Annotated in this window: 13 protein-coding genes; 3 read left to right on the top strand and 10 right to left on the bottom strand. The window is 70.4% G+C overall.

Annotation, left to right across the window (positions count from 1 at the left end; genetic code table 11):
• Positions 1-17 precede the first annotated feature (17 nt).
• Positions 18-1,397: a DUF4785 family immunoglobulin-like domain-containing protein gene (locus ACX9TP_RS42525; protein ID WP_482976406.1), complete on the top strand. Its 1,380-nt coding sequence runs from the start codon at positions 18-20 to the stop codon at positions 1,395-1,397.
• A gap of 51 nt (positions 1,398-1,448) precedes the next feature.
• Here ACX9TP_RS42525 and ACX9TP_RS42520 read toward each other — a convergent pair whose 3' ends face one another.
• The 5 genes from ACX9TP_RS42520 to ACX9TP_RS42500 form a co-directional block, all read right to left on the bottom strand.
• Positions 1,449-1,943: a DUF6644 family protein gene (locus ACX9TP_RS42520; RefSeq protein WP_482976405.1), complete on the bottom strand. Its 495-nt coding sequence runs from the start codon at positions 1,941-1,943 to the stop codon at positions 1,449-1,451.
• Entirely contained in the window at positions 1,943-2,296 is a 354-nt protein-coding gene (locus ACX9TP_RS42515; RefSeq protein ID WP_482976404.1) for a DUF6152 family protein, read from the bottom strand. Before ACX9TP_RS42515 ends, ACX9TP_RS42520 begins: the two co-directional genes overlap by 1 nt.
• A gap of 125 nt (positions 2,297-2,421) precedes the next feature.
• A complete protein-coding gene (locus ACX9TP_RS42510) occupies positions 2,422-3,405 on the bottom strand; it encodes a hypothetical protein (RefSeq protein WP_482976403.1) in 984 nt (327 codons plus the stop codon).
• An 89-nt stretch (positions 3,406-3,494) separates the two neighbouring features.
• Positions 3,495-4,268, bottom strand: a complete 774-nt coding sequence (locus ACX9TP_RS42505) for a trypsin-like serine peptidase (RefSeq protein WP_482976402.1) — start codon at positions 4,266-4,268, stop codon at positions 3,495-3,497.
• Positions 4,269-4,271: 3 nt separating this feature from the next.
• The gene (locus ACX9TP_RS42500; protein ID WP_482982311.1) at positions 4,272-5,027 is read right to left on the bottom strand and encodes a zinc-dependent metalloprotease; all 756 of its coding nucleotides are present in this window, start codon (positions 5,025-5,027) and stop codon (positions 4,272-4,274) included.
• Between the two features lie 487 nt (positions 5,028-5,514).
• On the opposite strand from ACX9TP_RS42500, the gene ACX9TP_RS42495 reads away from it, so the two are divergent.
• The gene (locus ACX9TP_RS42495; RefSeq protein ID WP_482976401.1) at positions 5,515-6,702 is read left to right on the top strand and encodes a DUF6068 family protein; all 1,188 of its coding nucleotides are present in this window, start codon (positions 5,515-5,517) and stop codon (positions 6,700-6,702) included.
• Positions 6,703-6,785: 83 nt separating this feature from the next.
• On the opposite strand, the gene ACX9TP_RS42490 is transcribed toward ACX9TP_RS42495, so the two are convergent.
• Complete coding sequence (locus tag ACX9TP_RS42490) at positions 6,786-9,764, bottom strand: M4 family metallopeptidase (protein WP_482976400.1); 2,979 nt, start codon at positions 9,762-9,764, stop codon at positions 6,786-6,788.
• A gap of 237 nt (positions 9,765-10,001) precedes the next feature.
• Here ACX9TP_RS42490 and ACX9TP_RS42485 point away from each other — a divergent pair, with 237 nt between their 5' ends.
• Positions 10,002-12,731, top strand: coding sequence for a tetratricopeptide repeat protein (locus ACX9TP_RS42485; protein WP_482976399.1), 2,730 nt, complete (start codon positions 10,002-10,004; stop codon positions 12,729-12,731).
• 69 nt (positions 12,732-12,800) lie between these two features.
• Here the strand turns inward: ACX9TP_RS42485 and ACX9TP_RS42480 are convergent, their stop codons facing one another.
• From ACX9TP_RS42480 to ACX9TP_RS42465, 4 genes are all read right to left on the bottom strand, one after another.
• Positions 12,801-13,364: a hypothetical protein gene (locus ACX9TP_RS42480; protein ID WP_482976398.1), complete on the bottom strand. Its 564-nt coding sequence runs from the start codon at positions 13,362-13,364 to the stop codon at positions 12,801-12,803.
• A 217-nt stretch (positions 13,365-13,581) separates the two neighbouring features.
• Positions 13,582-14,922, bottom strand: coding sequence for a sigma 54-interacting transcriptional regulator (locus ACX9TP_RS42475; RefSeq protein WP_482976397.1), 1,341 nt, complete (start codon positions 14,920-14,922; stop codon positions 13,582-13,584).
• Between the two features lie 53 nt (positions 14,923-14,975).
• Positions 14,976-16,034 carry a cysteine peptidase family C39 domain-containing protein gene (locus ACX9TP_RS42470; protein ID WP_482976396.1) on the bottom strand — a complete coding sequence of 353 codons (1,059 nt, stop codon included), beginning with the start codon at positions 16,032-16,034 and terminating at the stop codon, positions 14,976-14,978.
• A gap of 122 nt (positions 16,035-16,156) precedes the next feature.
• Positions 16,157-17,767 carry a mucoidy inhibitor MuiA family protein gene (locus ACX9TP_RS42465; RefSeq protein WP_482976395.1) on the bottom strand — a complete coding sequence of 537 codons (1,611 nt, stop codon included), beginning with the start codon at positions 17,765-17,767 and terminating at the stop codon, positions 16,157-16,159.

Here is a 17,767-nt window from a genome sequence, read left to right as displayed (position 1 = left end):
GGACCCGGAGACCGAACATGAACTTCCCTCACAGCTTCTTCAGGTCCGCCGGCTTCGCGCTGGCCTTCGCCATCCTCGGTTTCACGCAGGGGCCCGCCATGGCCGCGGACATGCAACGCACCTCGGGTGCCTCGCTCGCGCCCGGTGACGTGTCCCCCGGACGGCTGTTCGGCCGCGACGCGCGCGAGGGCATCGGCCCCGGGCTCGTCTCGGTGTCCAACCCGTCGTCGCCGAAGCAGCCCCTGGCGGCGCCGCTCGCGCCGGAGACGCGGCGCTCGAAGTCCACGATGCTGCACGTGCCGCCGGGCTCCGCGGCCACGCAGCTCACGCTGCCCATCGACACGCCGGATGACGCGTGGGTGATGCTGATTCCCAAGGGCAACAACCCGAAGGCCGGCGAGGAGGCGCTGCGCGAGGTGACGATGCTGGACGCGAAGGGCCGCCGCGCGGACCTGAAGGCGGCACGTCAGGGCAACGCGCAGATGGGCGTGGACCCGGAGAAGCTGAAGTCCGAAGGCATCACCCGGCCCATCTCCATGCTCCGCCTGGACAAGGAGATGGGGCGCGGCGGCTACCAGGTGCAGGTGGGCCGCAAGGCGGCGGAGTTGGGCCTGGCCGTGGAGGTGCGCCTGCCGTCCTCCAGCATCGAGCTGTCGCTCACGTCCTCCGCGATGCAGCTGTTCCCCGGGGACGACGGCTACGTGACGGTGGGCCTCCAGTCGGGCGACAAGGTGGACCACGTGCGCTACGAGGCCGTGCTCTACACGCCGCGCTTCGAGAAGGACCGCGTGGTGCCGGTGGTGAAGGTGGGCAACGCTCACCGCGCCATGGTGTCGCGGGTGATGAACGAGAAGGACGAGCCGGGCGCGTGGGTGCTGGAGGTGCGCGCGGTGGGCTCGGCGGGTGGCCAGTCCTTCGACCGGCTGGCGCAGACGTCCTTCGGCTTCGCGGTGCCGACGGCGCGCATCGACCAGGTGGGGCGCGCGCGGCTGGTGCGTGACGCGGCCGGGAAGGTGGCGGCGCTGGAGGTGGACGTGGCGCTGGAGAGCGCGGCGCTGGACCGCTACGAGGTGACGGGCACGCTGGTGGCGACGGATGCCCACGGCGTGGAGCGTCCGGTGGCCGAGGCGCAGGTGACGGACCAGCTCGGCGCGGGCTTGCACACGCTGACCCTGCGCTTCGAGGCGGGGCATGCCGGCCTGTCGAAGCTGGATGGCGTCTACTCGCTGCGCGGGCTGCAGCTGTACTCGCTGGGGACGAACACGCTGTACCACCGGCTGAACCAGGGGCTCGGCGTGCGCTTCCCGGCGGTGCGAGTGACGGAGCTCGCGGCGGCGGAGCGCACGCCCGCCATCGAGAGCCTGCTGCGCGAGGGTGAGTTCAATCTCGTGCCGTAGTCGTGGGCGCCGGGGGCCCGTTGTCGCGGGCCCCCGCGCTTCCTCGTGGCCTCAGAGATAGGCCAGCAGGCGGCCGCAGGTGATGACGCCCGTCCACAGGAGGAGGGACAGCAGGGCGGCCACCCGCGCGGCGCGAGGTGCCGTCACCTCCGTGTCCCAGTCCCGCGACGAGCGGAAGACCCGCCGGTGGAACAGCGCGGCGTTGAGCCCGGCGAGCGCGAGCAGCGTGAGCTTGAGGCCGAAGACGGGGCTCCTGCCGAGCTGCGTCGCCTGCGTCAGGAAGAGCAGCACCCCCGACGGCGCCGCCACCGCGAGGCCGCGCCGGGCCCACGGCAACAGGTGCCGCGCGAGCGCCGTCACCGGCAGCTGGCGGGAGAGCCCCAGCAGGCGCAAATCGAACATCACCGCCGCGCCCACCAGGACGACGAAGCCGAGGATGTGCACCACCTCCAGCAGCGGGTAGAGCAGGGGCTCGCGGCGCAGCGTCTCCGCGAGCCACGTCGACTCCAGCCCGCCGAGCCACCCGGGGTCGCCCGGCGCCGACATCAGCGCAGCTCCACCGTCTTGCCTTCCACGGTGATGCGCTCGGCGCGCAGCTCATCCTTGGTGGTGCGGTGGGGGTAGCCCTCCACCGTGACTTTGGCGCCTTCCTTCAGCGCGGCCTTCGGCAGCCCCCGGCTCTCCATCCGCGAGGGCGGCGCGAGGACGACGTGCCACGTGCCCTCCTTCGCGGCGTCGAGGTCCACGAAGCCATGTGGATTCTCATAGCCCGACTCGCGGATGACGCCCGTGAGCGTCAGGGTGCGGGAGTTGTCGTAGCTGCTCCAGCCATGGTGCGCGAGCGCGCCGCCGGACAGGCACAGCGCCGCGAGCGCACCGGCCCAGGTCGAGGTTCTCATCGTCGTGCCTCCTCTCCTGTGAACCGCGCTCGGGGGAGCGCGGACTCCAGGCACGGCGAGCAGGCGGGCGGGCGGATGCCGGGGCCGGTGCGTGGGGGCTGGCGCCGCCCCCGGGGCGGCCCGGCTCAGGTCTCGTAGCCGGTCTGCTCGAAGACGACGACCTTCTTCGACACCGGGAAGAGGATGACGAAGAGGCGGAACCAGCCGGAGGCGCCGGGCGCCACCGGGTAGGAGTGGTAGCGCGTCGCCACCTGCACGTTCTCCGTGCCATTGCCGTAGGCGGCGACTATCTGCGGGAGCAGGGGCTCGAACTCCGGGTACAGGTAGGCCTGGGCCTGCGTGTAGCTGAGCGCGATGGCGTCATCGGCGGCGAACGCGCTGTACTCATGCAGCACCGACCGGTCCACCTGGTTGAGCGTGGGCTGGCCCGCGTACGGCCACGCGATGTCGAAGCGGCGCAGCGAGCCCTCCGTCCAGTCACGCGTGTCGTTGCCCGCCTCGAGCGTCGCCTCGAGCTGCGCCGTCAAAGCCCCCTGCGTCAGCGCCGGCACGTAGCCGGACGTGTCCGGCGTCGCGGGCGGCGGCGTGGGGCAGGCGCCGCTCAAGCACGTGGTCTGCAACCGGAACTGCTTGTCCTTCCCACTGCCCGAGCTCACCACGACCAGGTACTCACCGGCCGGCAGCGACGTGTCGAGCCGGCTCAGCTCGCCGTAGCCGTAGTTGTCGTCCTGCGCCCACGGGTAGAGGCCGTAGCTGCCGCTGGAGTTCTTCGGCCCGTACACCATCAGGCCCGTGTCCAGGTACATGGTGCTGCCCTCGTGCGTCACCTCGAAGCGGGCGACGAGGGAGCCCGGCACCGTCACCTTGAAGGAGTAGTACTGGGGGGCCTGGGTGAAGAACGTCCGCACCGAGCCGCCCAGGCCCACCGGACCCAGGTACGTCGTGCTGTCGTAGATGTTGCCGCTGGACGGCGGGGGCGGCGTGTAGATGACGGCCTGGGACGTCTGGCCCGGCGCCTCCGCCGGCTTGTCGCCCGTCGTCATGTTTCCACAGGCGGCCAGCACGGCCACAGGCAGCACAGCGCACACCTTCATCAGCTCGCGACGCATGGTTTCCTCGCTCTCAAATGGGAGACGAGGTGCCGCGTGTCACGGTCACCCCGTGGATTCAAGCAAACATGAGGTGAACGCCGCGTCCTTCAGCGCTCGGCGATGTCGGCGTCCTGCAGGTGCTCGGACGCAGCGACGACCGACGCCATGGTCCAGCCCCAGTTGTGCCCGCGGCCGTTCTCTTCGCAGTCGCCGTCGGTGTGCACGCCCAGCAGGTGGCCTTGACGGTTGAGCACGCCCGCGCCGGAGCTTCCGACCAGGGTGTCCAGGTCCTTGTAGTAGACAACCTGGTTGCACGAGTCCAGGTAGCGGCCCTCGGCGACGACCTTGGGACGGCCCCGGGGGTGCTGGATGATGGCCAGCCGCTCGCTGGCCTGGGACGTCAGCAGCACCGGGGCGACGTCGGGCAGCGTGTCGAGCTTGATGAGCGCATAGTCGGGTTCGAGCGATTGCTCGATGACGGTGCCCTCGGTCATCAGCTCGTCGCCGTCCGCCGGCTCCTCGAAGTTGAAGACCAGCAGCGACCGGTCCCCGAGCCCGACACAGTGGCCCGCGGTCAACAGCACCGGGCCCGCGAGCGCTTGAATCAGCGTGCCGGTGCAGCGCCCGTCAATCAGGGCGACCGCTTCTTCCTTCTCCTGCACGACGTCCGCGAACTCACCCTGGTAGAGGTTCACAGGGGTGAAGTCGAGCGTCGGACCGCACTGCCATTGGCCGCGAACCTCCGGCACCGCCGGAGCTTCGCAAACCGGAGGGTCCACGGGCACCGGCTCTTCTCCACAGGCCAGGATGCCCAGGAGGAGGGTGCCCGCGAGAACCTGGCCCCACGGACTCATGAATGGACCATGGGGCCGCCGTACCATCTCTTAGTAGAGGTAGTTCAGCGCGGTGCGGTCAGAGCTGGTCCACTCGCCGGTCTCCGTCGAGCGGAAGCAGGCGTTCATGACCGAGCCGCCCACGGTCGCCGTGCTCGGCGTGCCGGGGATGAGGTTGGCGCCCACGCCGGCCGTGCCCTCGTTGCCGCCGCTGCCGCAGCTGATGGCGCGGTTGTAGTAGTCCGAGTGACGGAAGCCGATGGCGTGGCCGAGCTCGTGGGTGATGACGTGCTCGTTCACGTCAACGCTGTAGCTGTTCAGGCCCGTGCCGATGTTGATGGTCCCGTACGGACGGCCGCCCGAGGGGAAGCCCGCGGAGCCGCCGGTGCCGGACATGGTCTGCGCGGTGATGTTCGCGGTGCAGCCGGAGCCGCCGCGCTGGAAGGTGATGCGCAGGCCCAGGGCGTTGTAGTTGGCAATGGCCAGGTCGAGGCCCTGGCTCAGGCGGGTGTAGCTGTTGAAGCCGGAGGTGGGGTTGACGCAGATGCGCGTCACGGAGGTGCCCACCAGGTTGGTGGTGCTGTACTGCTCGTGGCTGCCCGTGCCCGAGATCATCTCGCGGGACGCCTCGAGCGTCACGTGCGCGTCATTGCCCACGTACACGTTGCCGTCGACAACGCGGATGTCGTCGGCCTGGTAGCCGGCCTCGATCAGGTTGGCCGTGATCTCCTCGTTCTCGCTCATGGCGTCACCGCAGCCGGCCAGCACGCCACAGCTCACCGCGAGGACAGCAGCTCCCTTGAACATGTTCTTGAGCATTTGGATTTCCTCGTACACCTGACTGCGGGGGGACGCACCGGCCGCCTGGCTTCCGCCAGCCGCGGTCCAGCGCTGACGGGAGCTTGAGCAATTGACGTACCAATCAGCCGTACAGAGGGAAAAAGCAGAAATCGATGCTTTACCTGGACTGTCCGCGCTCCAGGGGCCAGACCCACGTTTGTAAATAAAGATGACGTTCGTGGGCGCAAGTCGGCGCCAGCGCTACGAAATCCTCGTGGAATCCCGGGCGTTTCGGAACAACACAGTGCTGTCTGGTTATCGGTCACCCGCCCTGGGGTCTCAGGTACCCCGAGCCAGGTTCAGCGCGACTCACCCACAGCACCGCACTCGGGCGGGTGCGTCATCTTCTCACGACGCACCGCAGCCGGATGAATTCATTCTCGGCGCATCGCACCAGGAGTTTCGTGGGGACGAGAGCTGGGCGTGAATACACTCCCGGTGTACCCAGTCCCGCATGCACATGCGCCACTCCAACCTCCCCCTCGCCGCGCTGCTGGGCGCGGCCCTGTCGTTCCTCCCGGGCTGCGAGAGCACGAAGTCGAGCAGCCCGTCTCCCTCCGACACGCAGACGCAGGAGTCCGCTCCGATGCAGGCCGCTGACGCCTGGAAGCGCGCCCGCGTGGGCGACCGGGTCACCTACACCTTCTCGGCGACGCAGGGCTCCGAGCCCCGCGGCGGCGGCACCCCGCGCACCCTCGCCGGGCAGCTGACGCTGGAGGTGGTGGCCGTGCAGCAGCCCTGGGTCTGGGTGCGCGTGGCCTTCACCGACGAGGCCGGCCGGCCCCTGGCGCAGCCGCGGCTGGCGGGGGACCTCCTCATTCCCGTGCGCGCGGACACGACGCGCCCGCTCGACGTGCCCCATGGTGGCAAGGCCACCGCCGAGAATGCCTCCAGCGCGGGCCGCACCTGGGAGGCCCTGCGCTACGTCAGCGACCAGCGCCCCGTGGACGGCCCCCTGCGCACGCGCGTGTACGCCAATGCGCCGGGCCCGCTCTACCTCACCCGCGGCCTGCTCGAGGCGGACACCGAGGCGGCCGGCTTCCACACCCCGGGCGGCATCAAGGTGGCGCTGCGCGACTTCCGCGAGGGCTCGGCCGGGGCCGACGCCCCCGTGCCCGCGCTGGAGCGGCCCCTGGGCCCGGGCGCGTACTACGACAGGCGCGTGGACGTGGGCCCCTCGCCCGGCGTGCAGCGCGTGTGCTTCACGGCCGAGCGCGGCTACCTGCTGCGCACCGAGGCTCCCGTCGACGACGCCACCGCCGCCCCCTGCTCGGACTTCTCCCAGGCCGAGCCGGAGCCCCTCGAGGAGCTGCTGGTGAACCTGCCGTGGGAGGCGCTGTCCTCGGGGGACTGGCCTCCCGCATCCGCCGCGTCCGGCACCCGTGGCACCTTCACCGCGCAGGCCGGCAACGTGCCCGCCCTCATCGTGCAGAGCACGGAGGAGGCGGATGGAATGCAGCTCTTCCTCTCGGAGACCTACGCCGCCGAGCCGTGGGCCCCGGGGCTCGCGGGCCTGCCGTATGAAGCGCGCTTCCAGCCGCTCTCCGGCAGCAGTGATCGCGGAGTCTCGGGTGGCAAGCGCGAGCCCTCGGGTGGCACCCGGCTCGTGCGGTGGGGCTCCTGGCTCGCGGGCCAGAAGTAACGCCCGCCCGCGAGGTCGTCAGCTGCGCGCATGGGAAGGCCCCGTCACGAAGCCGTGGCGGGGCTTGGGGCTCCGTCAGTGCCTCACGGAGGACAGCTCAGCGAGTAGGCCCATTCGGTGGTGGGAGCCGCCGTGACGGGGTTGCAGTTCGGCTCCACCCGCACCTTCAGCTGTCCCGTCGTTCCCGAAAAGGTAAACGTCTTGTACGCGAAGACAGACGTGTCATCACTCGTGGCCGCGCATTGGGTATCGGCCACCAGCGTCGTTCCCGAGTAGACCTTGATGCGGTCGTGCACGCCGTAGGTTTGATAGCGGAGCGTCACCGTCCCCGACGTCTTGCCCATGGCGAACGTCCGCTCATCCACCTGGGCGCCTCCGGCCACTGCCATGCTGTTGCATGCCGGCAGCACGGTGACTGTCTTCTGCGCCGTGTTGGCGTAGTTGACGGCCTTGTCGCCGCACCTGGCGTAGAAGGTATAGGTGCCTGGGGCCAGCGTGACGGAGTGGCTTCTGCTGACCTGGGAGCCGCCCACCGCGGCGGCATAATAGTAGGCGAGTGTATCGTCCACCCCCACCCGCAAGAACCTGATGGAGTGCATCCCCGCGAGGCTGTCTCGCCCGGTGGCGGTCAGGTCGACCCGGCCCAGCTCCGTCGGGTGCGTCGTCGCCGTCAGCGTGCACAAGTCGGGTGGCGTGCGGTCTGCTGCGAGCGAGAAGTTCATCACGTCGGTATTCCCGAAGCGGTCGGTCGTCTCGAACCGCACCGGATACAAGCGCTCGGGCCGGCCTGTGAGGTCGACGATGACGTGGTCGAAGACGAAGCCAGGCACCGGCTGCGCTTCCCACGACTGCTCCAGATGCACCGCCCCGTCCACCAGCACCTTCGCCCGCGTGATGCCCGAGGCGTCGGTGGCCGAGTACTTCCAGTCCTGCCACGAGTTGCGGTAGTCGTTCCCGAAGATGGTCACGCTTGGCGCGGTGACATCGAGCGCGAAGGAGACCTGCTTGGACACCTCGTTCTCCCGCGTGTCCTTCGCGGTGACCTTCACCGTGTGCGCCGAATGCGTCCCGTAGTCGGTCGGATTGAAGGCGATGACGCAGTGGCCGGTGCAGTCATGGATGGTGTTGAAGCCATTGAGGGCGGAGCGGATGACCACCGTGCCGCTGGAGATGCCGTTGGCGTCCGTCACGTCCACCGTCACCGTGCCTTCCGTGGGGCTGGTCTGCTGGGTGGCGATGGTGATTTCAGGCGCCGTGCGGTCCGCCGGCGGCCCGACATTCACCGCGGCCCAGGCGTCCTCCACCGCTTTGTACTGCGGCGTGTGGGGCCTGTGGCCGTACAGCGCCGTCGTCGCCTCCAGCATCATCTCCCTCGCGTCGTGGTAGCCGCTGATGCGTGAGAAATAGATGCTGCTGAGCGTGTGGTACCAGAGCCAGTTCGCCGTATCGATTCCCAGTCCGGTCATTCCCTTGGGCAGATAGAGGCTCGCGCGCTGCGGCTTCGTCAGGCCCACGGCCGGGAGCTTGCTGGCCTCCAGCACGCCGACACTGAGGAAGTAGAACATCCGCCGCAGCGGTCCCGAGGCCTCGTGGGAATCCGCGGTCTTGATGCTCGGGTCCCATGCGGCGTACCGGAACGGGTCGATGAACGAGCGGCCGTAGCGGGAGTCCACCACGTTTCCACCCACCCAGTCGTTGCGCACGGTGATGGGCCGGCGAGTCCCTCCGCCGCAGATGCGGCCACTGCAACCGCTCGCGGTGGCGAGCGCATCCGGCAGGTAGAAGCCGGCCACCAGGCCGAAGATGTCCGCCGTCCCCTCGTCCATTCCGGCCACCTCGCCGAAGTCGTAGGGGTGCACGTAGCCAATCATGTCCTCGAAGGCCATGTGGCCTACTTCGTGGCCCACGGTCTCGATGTCGGTCAGCGGCTTGTTCGACAGGTTGTTGGGGGCGCTGCCGTCGTATTGGTACCCCAGCCAGACGACGCCACCGCCCATCGCATAGGCGTTGGCATCCGGGAGGTGGACGATGGCTTCAATGGGAGAGCCGCTGCCGTCCCAGCTGTCCAGCAGGTAGACGTCGGTCCACATCCGGAGGGTGCCATAGATGGAGATATAGGCATCCGCCGCCGCCGTCTGCCCGTTGGTCTTGGCGGGGCTGCCGCCCGTGAAGAGCTGGCCGTCGCCCCAGTCATTCACCGTGTGCGTGTAGAGGTACTCCGGTGTCGCGTCGGGTGACGCGGTCCAGGAGACCTTGTCGAAGCGCTGATTGGTGAGGGAATAGATGCCATCCGTCAGGTTGTGGAGCGTCGGGAGCGAGGTGACGGTGCCGGCGTACCTGCTGCGCAGCGTTGCATTCGCATAGGCGCGGCGGGGTTTGGCCCGCTCCAGCACGGCGCCGTCCCGCTCCCGCACGAACAGCTCTCTCGGAGCCTCGGGGGAGGTGGAGGCCCCCAGGCTCACGCGCACGCCCCGCTCGAAGCCCACCACCACCGTCTCGTAGTCCGCCGCGTTCTCTCCGCTCGCGCCCGCCTTCAGCCGGTGCTCGTAGACGGGCTCCAGCAGGCCCTCCGCCGCGTCTGCCTTGAGCGCCAGGCCCCGCGTCTTCCCGTGCGCCCGGGCTTTGGCCAGCCCCGCCGCCACCGTCAGCTTCGGCGCCTTCACCTCCTTGAAGTCATCCGGCGTCCCCAGCACCCGCAGCTGCTCGTCCAGGGAGACGATGACGCCCAAATCCCTGCCCACCACCGGCGTGCCCTGGAAGACCTGCTGAATCCAGACGTGGGTGTCGCCCATCGGGTTCGTCTTCACGCGGCGCACCCGCAGCTCCAGGCCCGGGGTGCGCGTGGCGAAGCGTTGCTCCACCTCCGCCAGGGCCCGGGCTGCTCGCTCGGGTTCGCGGGCCCGAATCGCCGCCAGTACCTCCAGGCTGGCGTCTGGGCGCATGGACGTGGGCGTGGGCTCGACGGTGGATGGTTCCGAGACGGTGGAGTCAGGCTCGGTGGCGGTGTCTCCGCAGGACACCAGGCCAAGCAGGGCCAATGCGGACAGGACGCGTGACTTCATGGATGAACTTCCCCCTCTGAGGTGTGGCGGGGGAACTTGTACCAGTCCTTCCGAGGGCGAGACAGCCACCCCCCCACTCGCCATGATGTGTCAAAACAGGGGCACTCAATTACATCTCATGAGAAAGAGAGACCGGGGCTGCCTTGATGTGCGCCGGGCGGGCCGCGGCCCTATGCTGCTGGCGCGATGAGCGGACCTCCTTCGGATGAAGACGTCGCCCCCCCTGGCGACGAGGGCATGACGGAACCCGTCGGTCCGCCAGTCCCTCGGGGACTCCAGGCGCGCCCCGACAGCGCACCTGACACCGCACCCACGCCCCCTCCCACGCGCGCCGGGCGCCTGCTGGAGCGGGGCTCCCACGTCGAGCGCTACCTCATCCTCAACCCCGTGGGGCAGGGCGGCATGGGCGTGGTCTACGCCGCCCATGACCCGGAGCTGGACCGCAAGGTGGCGCTCAAGCTGCTGCGCCCGGACAAGGCCCGCCCAGGGGACACGGATGAGGCGGCCGGGTTGCTGCGCGAGGCCCAGGCCATGGCCCGCGTCTCCCACCCCAACGTCATCACCGTGCATGACGTGGGGACGGTGGACGGTGGCGTCTTCATCGCCATGGAGTTCATCCAGGGGCAGAACCTCCACGAGTGGGCCCGCCAGAAACCGCCCCCCTCGCCGCAGGAGGTGCTTCGCGTGTTCCTCCAGGCGGGGCAGGGGTTGCTCGCCGCGCACCGGGTGGGGCTGGTGCACCGGGACTTCAAGCCCGCCAACGTCCTCATGGGCCGCAACGGTCGCGTCTGCGTGATGGACTTCGGGCTGGCTCGGCTCACGCCCCTTTCCCACGAGGATGACGGGACACGACCCGACGAGGAGGCGCTGTCGGTCCGGGCGGGGAGCGTCCAGTCCGCCACGCCGCTGACGCAGCCGGGGCTGGTGATGGGCACTCCCCACTTCATGCCGCCCGAGCAGTACCTGGGCAGTGGCGTGGACGCCCGCGCGGACCAGTTCAGCTTCTGCGCTTCGCTGTTCTGGGCGCTGTACCGCCAGCACGCCGTGGAGCCCCGGCGCATGGTCGAAGCGGCGACCCAGGCGGTTCAACACCAGGGCAAGGCGCCCCCTGGCACGGAGGCCTGGCGGCTGCTGCCTCATGGCACCGCGAAGGCGCCTCCCGCGGAGCCTCGCGTCTCCACCCGGGTGCGCAACGCGCTGATGCGGGGCCTGTCCCTGCACCCGGACGACCGCTTTCCTTCCATGGAGGCCCTGCTGGCGGAGCTCTCCTGGGAGCAGCGGCGGAACAATCGCCGTGGAGCCCTCGCGGCCCTGGGCCTGCTGACGGTGGCCACGGCGGGCGTGGGCCTGTACCTCCACCGCCAGAGCCAGGTGTGCGCCGGGGCGGACTCCCTCGTGGCCCCCGTCTGGGGGCCCGGGGCGCGACAGCAGCTGGAGGCCGCCTTCAGCGCTACGGGCAGGCCCTTCGCCTCGGAGAGCGCCCTCGGGGCGACGCGGCTGCTGGATGCCTATGCCAGCCGGTGGGCCCGCCTGCACACCGAGGCCTGCGAGGCCACCCGCGTGCGCGGTGAGCAGACGGAGGAGTTGCTGTCGTTGCGCATGGTGTGCCTGGAGCGCCGCCGCAAGAGCCTGGGCGCGCTGGTGGACCTGCTCACCCGCGCGGACGGCAAGGTGGTGGAGCGCGCCGTGGATGCCGCCTCCGCGCTCCCGGGGCTCGAGGAGTGCCGCGACATCGAGTCCCTGGCCGAGCAGCCCGCGCTGCCCGCCGACCCCGTGCGCCGCGCGGCCCTCGAGCAGCTTGGCGGGCAGCTCGCCCAGGTTCGCGCGCTGCTCGATGCGGGCCGCTATGCCCAGGGGCTGGAGCTGGCGCGGAAGCTGGAGCCCCAGGTGGCCCTCACCGCCTGGCACCCGCAGCAGGCCGAGCTGAGCTACCTGCTGGCCTGGCTGCTTCATCAGCAAGGCGAAGCAGAGGAGAGCCTGCGCCAGTTCGAGCATGCCCTGCGCGACGCCGAGGCGGGCAGCGCGGACCGGCAGCGCCTGGAGGTGCTCACCCGCTTCACCTACGCGCTGGCCAACAACGGCCACCCGGAGGAGGCGCGTCGGTGGGGTGACCTGGCGCGGGGCGTGCTCGAGCGGGTGGGCAGCGAGCCGCCCGCGGCCTTCGACCTGAACGTCAACCTGGGCTACACCGCCCTCTTCGGTGGGCGCTACCAGGAGGCGTGGGACTCCTTCTCCAGGGCCCGCGCGTTGGAGGGCTCACTCGCGCCGGAGGACCCGCGGCGGGCCAAGGTGAGCCACGCCCTGGGCCTCGCGGCGCTGCGCCTGGGAGACCTTCCCAGGGCCATCGCCATGCTGAGCGAGTCGCTGCGGCGCACGGAGGAGCTCAAGGGGCCAGGGCACCCCGAGGCCGCCATCCGCCGGAGCATGCTGGCCACGGCGTACCGGGAGAGCGGGGAGCCCGCGCGGGCGCTGGAGTACGCTCAATCGGCGCTCGCCGTGCGTCAGGCCGCGCTGGGCGCGGAGCATCCCTCCACGGCGGACGACCTGGACGAGCTGGGCGAGTGCTTCCTCCAGCTGAAGCGCCATGACGAAGCCCTGAAGTCCTTCCGCGACGCCGAGGCGCTCAAGCGGAAGGTGCTCGGGGCGGAGCACCCCGACCTCTCCTACTCCCTGGATGGCGTGGGCAAGACGCTGCTGGCCCAGGGCCTCCCCGCAGAGGCCGTCGTACCGCTGCGGCAGGCGCTCTCCTACGAGAACACGGACCCGGAGGCGCTCGCGCAGACGGGCTTCACCCTGGCGCAGGCGCTGTGGGCCGCGGGCCGGGAGCTGGAGCAGGCCCGCGAGGAGGCGCGACGGGCACGGGAGCGCTACACGGCGCTGGGCCAGCAGAAGCAGGCGGCGGAGATCAGCACCTGGCTCGAAGCCCGGGGGGAGCGTCCTGCTCCCCAGCGCTCCATGTCGCGCTGAGCCGCGGCGACTACACGCGGCTGCCGTTGTTGTTGCGGTGAAGGCACCCGGCGCCTCGCCGGGCGGTGGCTACACGCGGATGCCGTCGTTGTGGCGTGCGTTGAAGATGCTGAGGCTGGCCTCGCGCTGCAGCTGCCGGAGCTGGTTGTACTCCGTCTCGTCCATCGTCCCGTCGGCCATCGCCTTGCCCTTGGCCTCCCCGATGCGGGTCTGCTGGTCCATCAGGGAGCGGGCCTCGCCGGCGTTGAGCGAGCCATCGCTGAGGCCCTTCTGGATGCGGTTGCCCTGGCCGCTCTGGTGGCCGCTGATGTTGCAGCCCCGCTGCTCGGGCGCGACGGGGCCCTCGGCTCCGTTGTGCCGCTGCTCGAAGATGTCGCGGCTGGCTTCCCGCTGCATCTTCCGCAGCTCCTTGCGCTCCTGCTTGTCAATCTTGCCGTCGGCCATCGCGCGGTCCTTCGCCTCGGCGATCTGCGACTGCTTCGCCTTCAGGCCGCTGGCCTCCTCGGAGGTGAGGGAGCCGTCACTGATGCCCTTCTGGATGCGGTTGGCCTGGTTGGCCTGGCGGGTGGCGAAGGAGGAGCGCTGAGCGGGGAAGCAGCCAGAGGAACCGACGGAGGAGTTGATGGCGCGCATGGGATCTTCCTTTGGGGTTCGCAGCGTCCGGAGGAGCGCTGGTGTGTGCCCATGCCTACTGCGAGGGACGTGCCACACATTCGCCGGGCTCGCGGCACAAGGTGCGCTCGTCTCTTCAGGGGTTTAGCGCGACGCCCAAGGCTCGCGGGCCCGGGCGATGGGCGCAGTCCCTGGCGAGTCGCGTTGCCACCTGGCGACTGGAGTCGCCACCCCCGGCTCAGTTCCCGTCCAGCCCGTGCTTCTTCAGCAGCTTGCGCAGGTAGAACCGGTCGATGCCGGCCTCGCGCGAGGCGCGGGAGAGGTTGCCCTCGCACCGCTCCATCAGGCTCCGGAGGTAGTCGCGCTCGAAGCCCTCGATGAGCCGCTCCTTGGCTTCCTTGAAGGGCAGCTCCAGGTCGGCCGCGCCACCGTCGCTGGCGTGCTGGAGCGGCTCCTGGGGCAGCTCGGGCAGCGTCTCCTCGCCCAGGTTCACCACCTGCTCCACCACGTTGCGCAGCTCGCGCACGTTGCCCGGCCACGGGTACTGGGTCAGCAGCGCGCGCGTCTGCTCCGACAGCGCGCCCGGGGGCTTGCCCATGCGCCGCAGCACCGTGTCCACCAGGAGGGGAAGGTCCTCGGGCCGCTCGCGCAGCGGGGGGAGGGTGACGCGCAGCACGGCGAGCCGGTGGAACAAGTCCCTGCGGAACTTGCCGGCCTTCACCGCGCCTTCCAGGTCGACGTGCGTGGCGGCGACCACCCGCATGTCCACGGTGCGGTAGTCATTGGCGCCCACCCGCTTCAACTGGCGCCGCTCCAGCACCCGCAGGAGCCGGGGCTGGAGCTCCAGCGGCAGCTCGCCCACCTCGTCCAGGAAGACGGTGCCCCCGTGGGCCCGCTCGAAGGCGCCGGCGCGCTCCCCATGGGCTCCGGTGAAGGCGCCCTTCACGTGGCCGAACAGCTCGGACTCGATGAGCGAGGGCGCCACGCCGGCCAGGTCGACGATGACGAACGGGCCCTGGCTGCGCCGGCCCTGCTGATGAAGCGCCTCGGCGCACAGCTCCTTGCCCGTGCCCGTCTCGCCCTGCACGAGCACGTCCGCGTCCCCCGCCGCCAGCCGCTCCAGCAGGGTGAACAGCTCGCGCATGGGCCGGCTGCCGCCCACCAGCGCGCCAAAGGACTCGCGCGCGGAGGGAGGGATGATGCGCTCGCGAGCCTCCTCCGGCACCAGCTTGAACTCCGTCGTGCCCACCTGGAGGACGGCGCCCACGCGGACCTCCAGCTCGGAGAAGCGCATCTGCTCGCAGAAGGAGCCATTGCGCGAGCCCGCGTCCACGGCCCGCACGCCGTCCTCACGCACCTCCAGCCGCAGGTGCTGGCGCGAGACGGTCTTGTCGCTCAGCGCAATCTCGCAGGAGGGGGACGAGCCAATCCGGTACTGGCCTGGCTCGAGCAGCACGCTGCGGCCCACGTCCGGCCCGGAGAGGACCAGGAGCTTCAGGCGGAGGCGCGCGGGGGCGCGCACCTGCTCGAGCGGCGTGGTCTCCGGGCCCGCGAGCTCCCCGTCTTCCTCTGGAGGCACCGATGCCAAGGCGCCTGGAGGCTAGCATACGCGGTGCGCCCGGTACCCGCCGCTCAGCAGGGGTCGCCCAGGAGCTTCTTGCCGATGCCGGGCTGGCGCAGCTCGGCCCGCATGACGCGCTCGAAGACGCGCTGGTCCCTGGGGTAGGGGCTGGACTGGAGGAGCTCCAGGACCTTGAGGGCCTTGGGCTCTCCCTTCCGCTTGAGCCACAGCAGCCGGCCCGCGAAGTCCTCCGCGGAGAAGCGGTCTGGAGTCACCGGTCGGCTGGAGCCGTAGCGCATCGCATCGCGGCCGATGCTGGCCATGTCGTAGGGGATGTTGCTGCGCGACCCGAAGCCCATGGCGCTGACGGAGCTGATGGCGGGGCGCACCTCGCGGCCGCCGTAGTCGATGCCGAGCTTGAAGTCGTTGCGCTTCTCCCGGCGAGCCATGACTCCCATGGGGCCGTCGTTCCGCCCCGGCGAGTCCAGCCGCGCGGGCCGGGGAGTGACGGGGCCTGCGCCCTTGGGGATGTTGCGCGGCTGGGCCACGGGGATGAGCATCCCTCCATCCGGCGGCGCCCGTTTCACGAGCCCGCGGAGCCGGTTGGGGGACAGCACCTGGGGCCCGTTGGCCATCGGATTGGAGATGCGGTACTTGCCGTCGGGCGTCATGCCCCGCACCAGGATGTAGTGCGCGCTGCGCTCCCCGGTCTTCGCGTTGACCGACTCCACCTGGGCGATGAGCTTGTGGCCCTGACGCAGGTGCTGTTGCAACTGGGTGTCCGTGTAGGAGCCGGACAGCGCCGGGCCGCCCGAGGGGAGGTCGACGCGCGCGAGCATCTTCGTCAGGTCCTGGGGCGACGTCCCGTTCCGGGACACCAGGCCCTCGGAGAGCTCCTGGATGAGCCGGGCATCACTCAGACCGGGATGCCTGTTGGCCCCCCGGGCGAGCATCGCCACCACGGCGGGGCCACAGAAGGAGGCTCCGTTGACGTAGCCCTCGTTGGCACCGTCCGGGCGGAGCTGATTGATGTGGGGGATGTTCAGCCAGTCGCGGCCCTTCGCGCCCCCCTTGTTCGCGACGGCGCTCTGCGTCGCGGACGGCAGGGTCCGGGAAATACGAGGGTCCACGGGTCCGCTCCTCTTCCATCACTCCACCCGGGTATTGTCTCGAGAAGGCGCACAAGGTTGCCTGTCGCGTGTACGAGTGCGCCCGGGTGTCCCGACGTCGGGGGTTTCCCGTATCCGGCCGCTCAGGAAATCTGGACCCCTGGCGCCATTGACATCTTGAACCACAGGTGGAGCGTGGTGTGTCCGTTGGCGGGCAGCTCCACCTTCCAGGTGACGAAGCCATTCTCATCGAGCACGGGCCCGCCGGTGGTCTTCTTCGTGTCCAGCTCCACCTTCACGTGCTCGATTTCCGCCACGGGGATGCGCTCGGTGACGGTGACGGTGCGCGCCTCGCCGGACAGGTTGGACAGGTAGATGAGCCGGTGCAGTGTCTGCTCGGTCCACTTGCTCACCGAGTCCACCTCCTCGCGGTGCTTCTTGTCCTCGCGCTGGATGCGGATGGCGTCGTCCGGTCCGAAGCTCAGCTCGAACTTCTCCTGGGGCGCCACGAACAGCGTCTGCGTCCAGCCCACGAAGCCGTTGTCGCGCAGCAACTCCACCGGGCCCGCCAGCACCGGGCTGGAGGAGGTGTTGCGCGCCACCGCCCGCAGGAAGGCCTTGGGCTCCAGCTCCGGGAAGGCCACCAGCTCCGAGCGCGCCGCGTCCTCGAAGGTGAACAGCGGCACGACGTTGGGCCGCCCGTCCGAGGGCACGGTGCTCTTCCCGGGCGCCTTGAGGTTGCGCGTCTCGCCGCCATCATCCACGCCCGGCAGGTCCACGGTGGCCGGCGCGCCGCCCTTCGCGGGGGCGCTGCCCAGGCCGGCCTTCTGCACCGCCACCTGGCGCGCCTGCACCAGCACCGTCTCGTTCTTCTTCTTCACGGTGAGCAGGTCGTCGCCCAGCAGCGGCGGCTCGATTCCCAGCGACGAGCGCGCCGTGGAGAACTGGAGGTCCACGTCCTTCCAGTCCTCGCCCGTGTCCTGCCACACCGCGGCGGACGAGGTGACGCGCACCTGTCCGCCCTCCACCAGCCGCGCCGTGTGCAGCGGCCGCCACATGGCATTGGGCACCACGTAGTCGATGCGCACCTCCACCTCGCCGTCGGCGCTGGCCAGCAGGTCCGCCTCCAGCCAGGACACCACCTGGTGGTCCACGCGGTCCATCGCCTGCCGCTGGCGGGCCACGCTGGTCAGCTCGTCCGACAGCCGCTCCATCTTGAAGCTGGCCTGGAGCGCCTCCTCGCGAAGCTGGCGGGCCCTGCGGAACATCGCGTCGAAGGTGTCCTGCCACTGGGCCGCGGTGCCCATGCCCCAGCCGGCGTCCTCGGGGATTTCGCCCGCGCCCAGCACCAGCATGTTGCCCACGCGCTCGAAGCGGAGCCGGTTGCGCGCCTGGTCCTCGAGCAGCTGCCCGTACTCGCGCTGGAGGACGCGCAGCCGCTCCTCCAGGAGGCGGGCCGCCTCCGGCTTGTCCAGGGTGCGGATGCGCAGGGCCCGGCGCAGGCGGGCGTCCGCCACGCGCGCGGGGCCGGAGAGCACCTCGGCGCGCAGGGACACGTCCTGCATCACGGGTGCGACGCCGGTGAGCACGACGCGGTTCTGCCCGGCGCGCACGCGCACGGTGCCCTGGCGCGTCACCTGGGCCCGGTCCTCCAGCAGCGTCACGCCGCGCACCGGTGCGTCCAGCCGCGTGGCCCCGGTGGGCAGCGGGGGCTCCTGACGCTCCACGCCCTGAATCTCAATCGCCGTGCTCAT

The organism is Pyxidicoccus sp. M15 (assembly GCF_056858435.1).
The sequence above is the reverse complement of the archived record's forward strand: the minus strand, read 5'-3'. Positions and strand labels throughout refer to the sequence as shown.

Bases quoted from the DNA above. Each gene is read 5' to 3' on its own strand.
- ACX9TP_RS42490 (WP_482976400.1), bottom strand. From the start codon at position 9,764: ATGAAGTCACGCGTCCTGTCCGCATTGGCCCTGCTTGGCCTGGTGTCC.
- ACX9TP_RS42485 (WP_482976399.1), top strand. From the start codon at position 10,002: ATGACGGAACCCGTCGGTCCGCCAGTCCCTCGGGGACTCCAGGCGCGC.
- ACX9TP_RS42480 (WP_482976398.1), bottom strand. From the start codon at position 13,364: ATGCGCGCCATCAACTCCTCCGTCGGTTCCTCTGGCTGCTTCCCCGCT.
- ACX9TP_RS42505 (WP_482976402.1), bottom strand. From the start codon at position 4,268: ATGGTACGGCGGCCCCATGGTCCATTCATGAGTCCGTGGGGCCAGGTT.
- ACX9TP_RS42510 (WP_482976403.1), bottom strand. From the start codon at position 3,405: ATGCGTCGCGAGCTGATGAAGGTGTGCGCTGTGCTGCCTGTGGCCGTG.
- ACX9TP_RS42520 (WP_482976405.1), bottom strand. From the start codon at position 1,943: ATGTCGGCGCCGGGCGACCCCGGGTGGCTCGGCGGGCTGGAGTCGACG.
- ACX9TP_RS42515 (WP_482976404.1), bottom strand. From the start codon at position 2,296: ATGAGAACCTCGACCTGGGCCGGTGCGCTCGCGGCGCTGTGCCTGTCC.
- ACX9TP_RS42465 (WP_482976395.1), bottom strand. From the start codon at position 17,767: ATGAGCACGGCGATTGAGATTCAGGGCGTGGAGCGTCAGGAGCCCCCG.
- ACX9TP_RS42500 (WP_482982311.1), bottom strand. From the start codon at position 5,027: ATGTTCAAGGGAGCTGCTGTCCTCGCGGTGAGCTGTGGCGTGCTGGCC.
- ACX9TP_RS42525 (WP_482976406.1), top strand. From the start codon at position 18: ATGAACTTCCCTCACAGCTTCTTCAGGTCCGCCGGCTTCGCGCTGGCC.
- ACX9TP_RS42495 (WP_482976401.1), top strand. From the start codon at position 5,515: ATGCACATGCGCCACTCCAACCTCCCCCTCGCCGCGCTGCTGGGCGCG.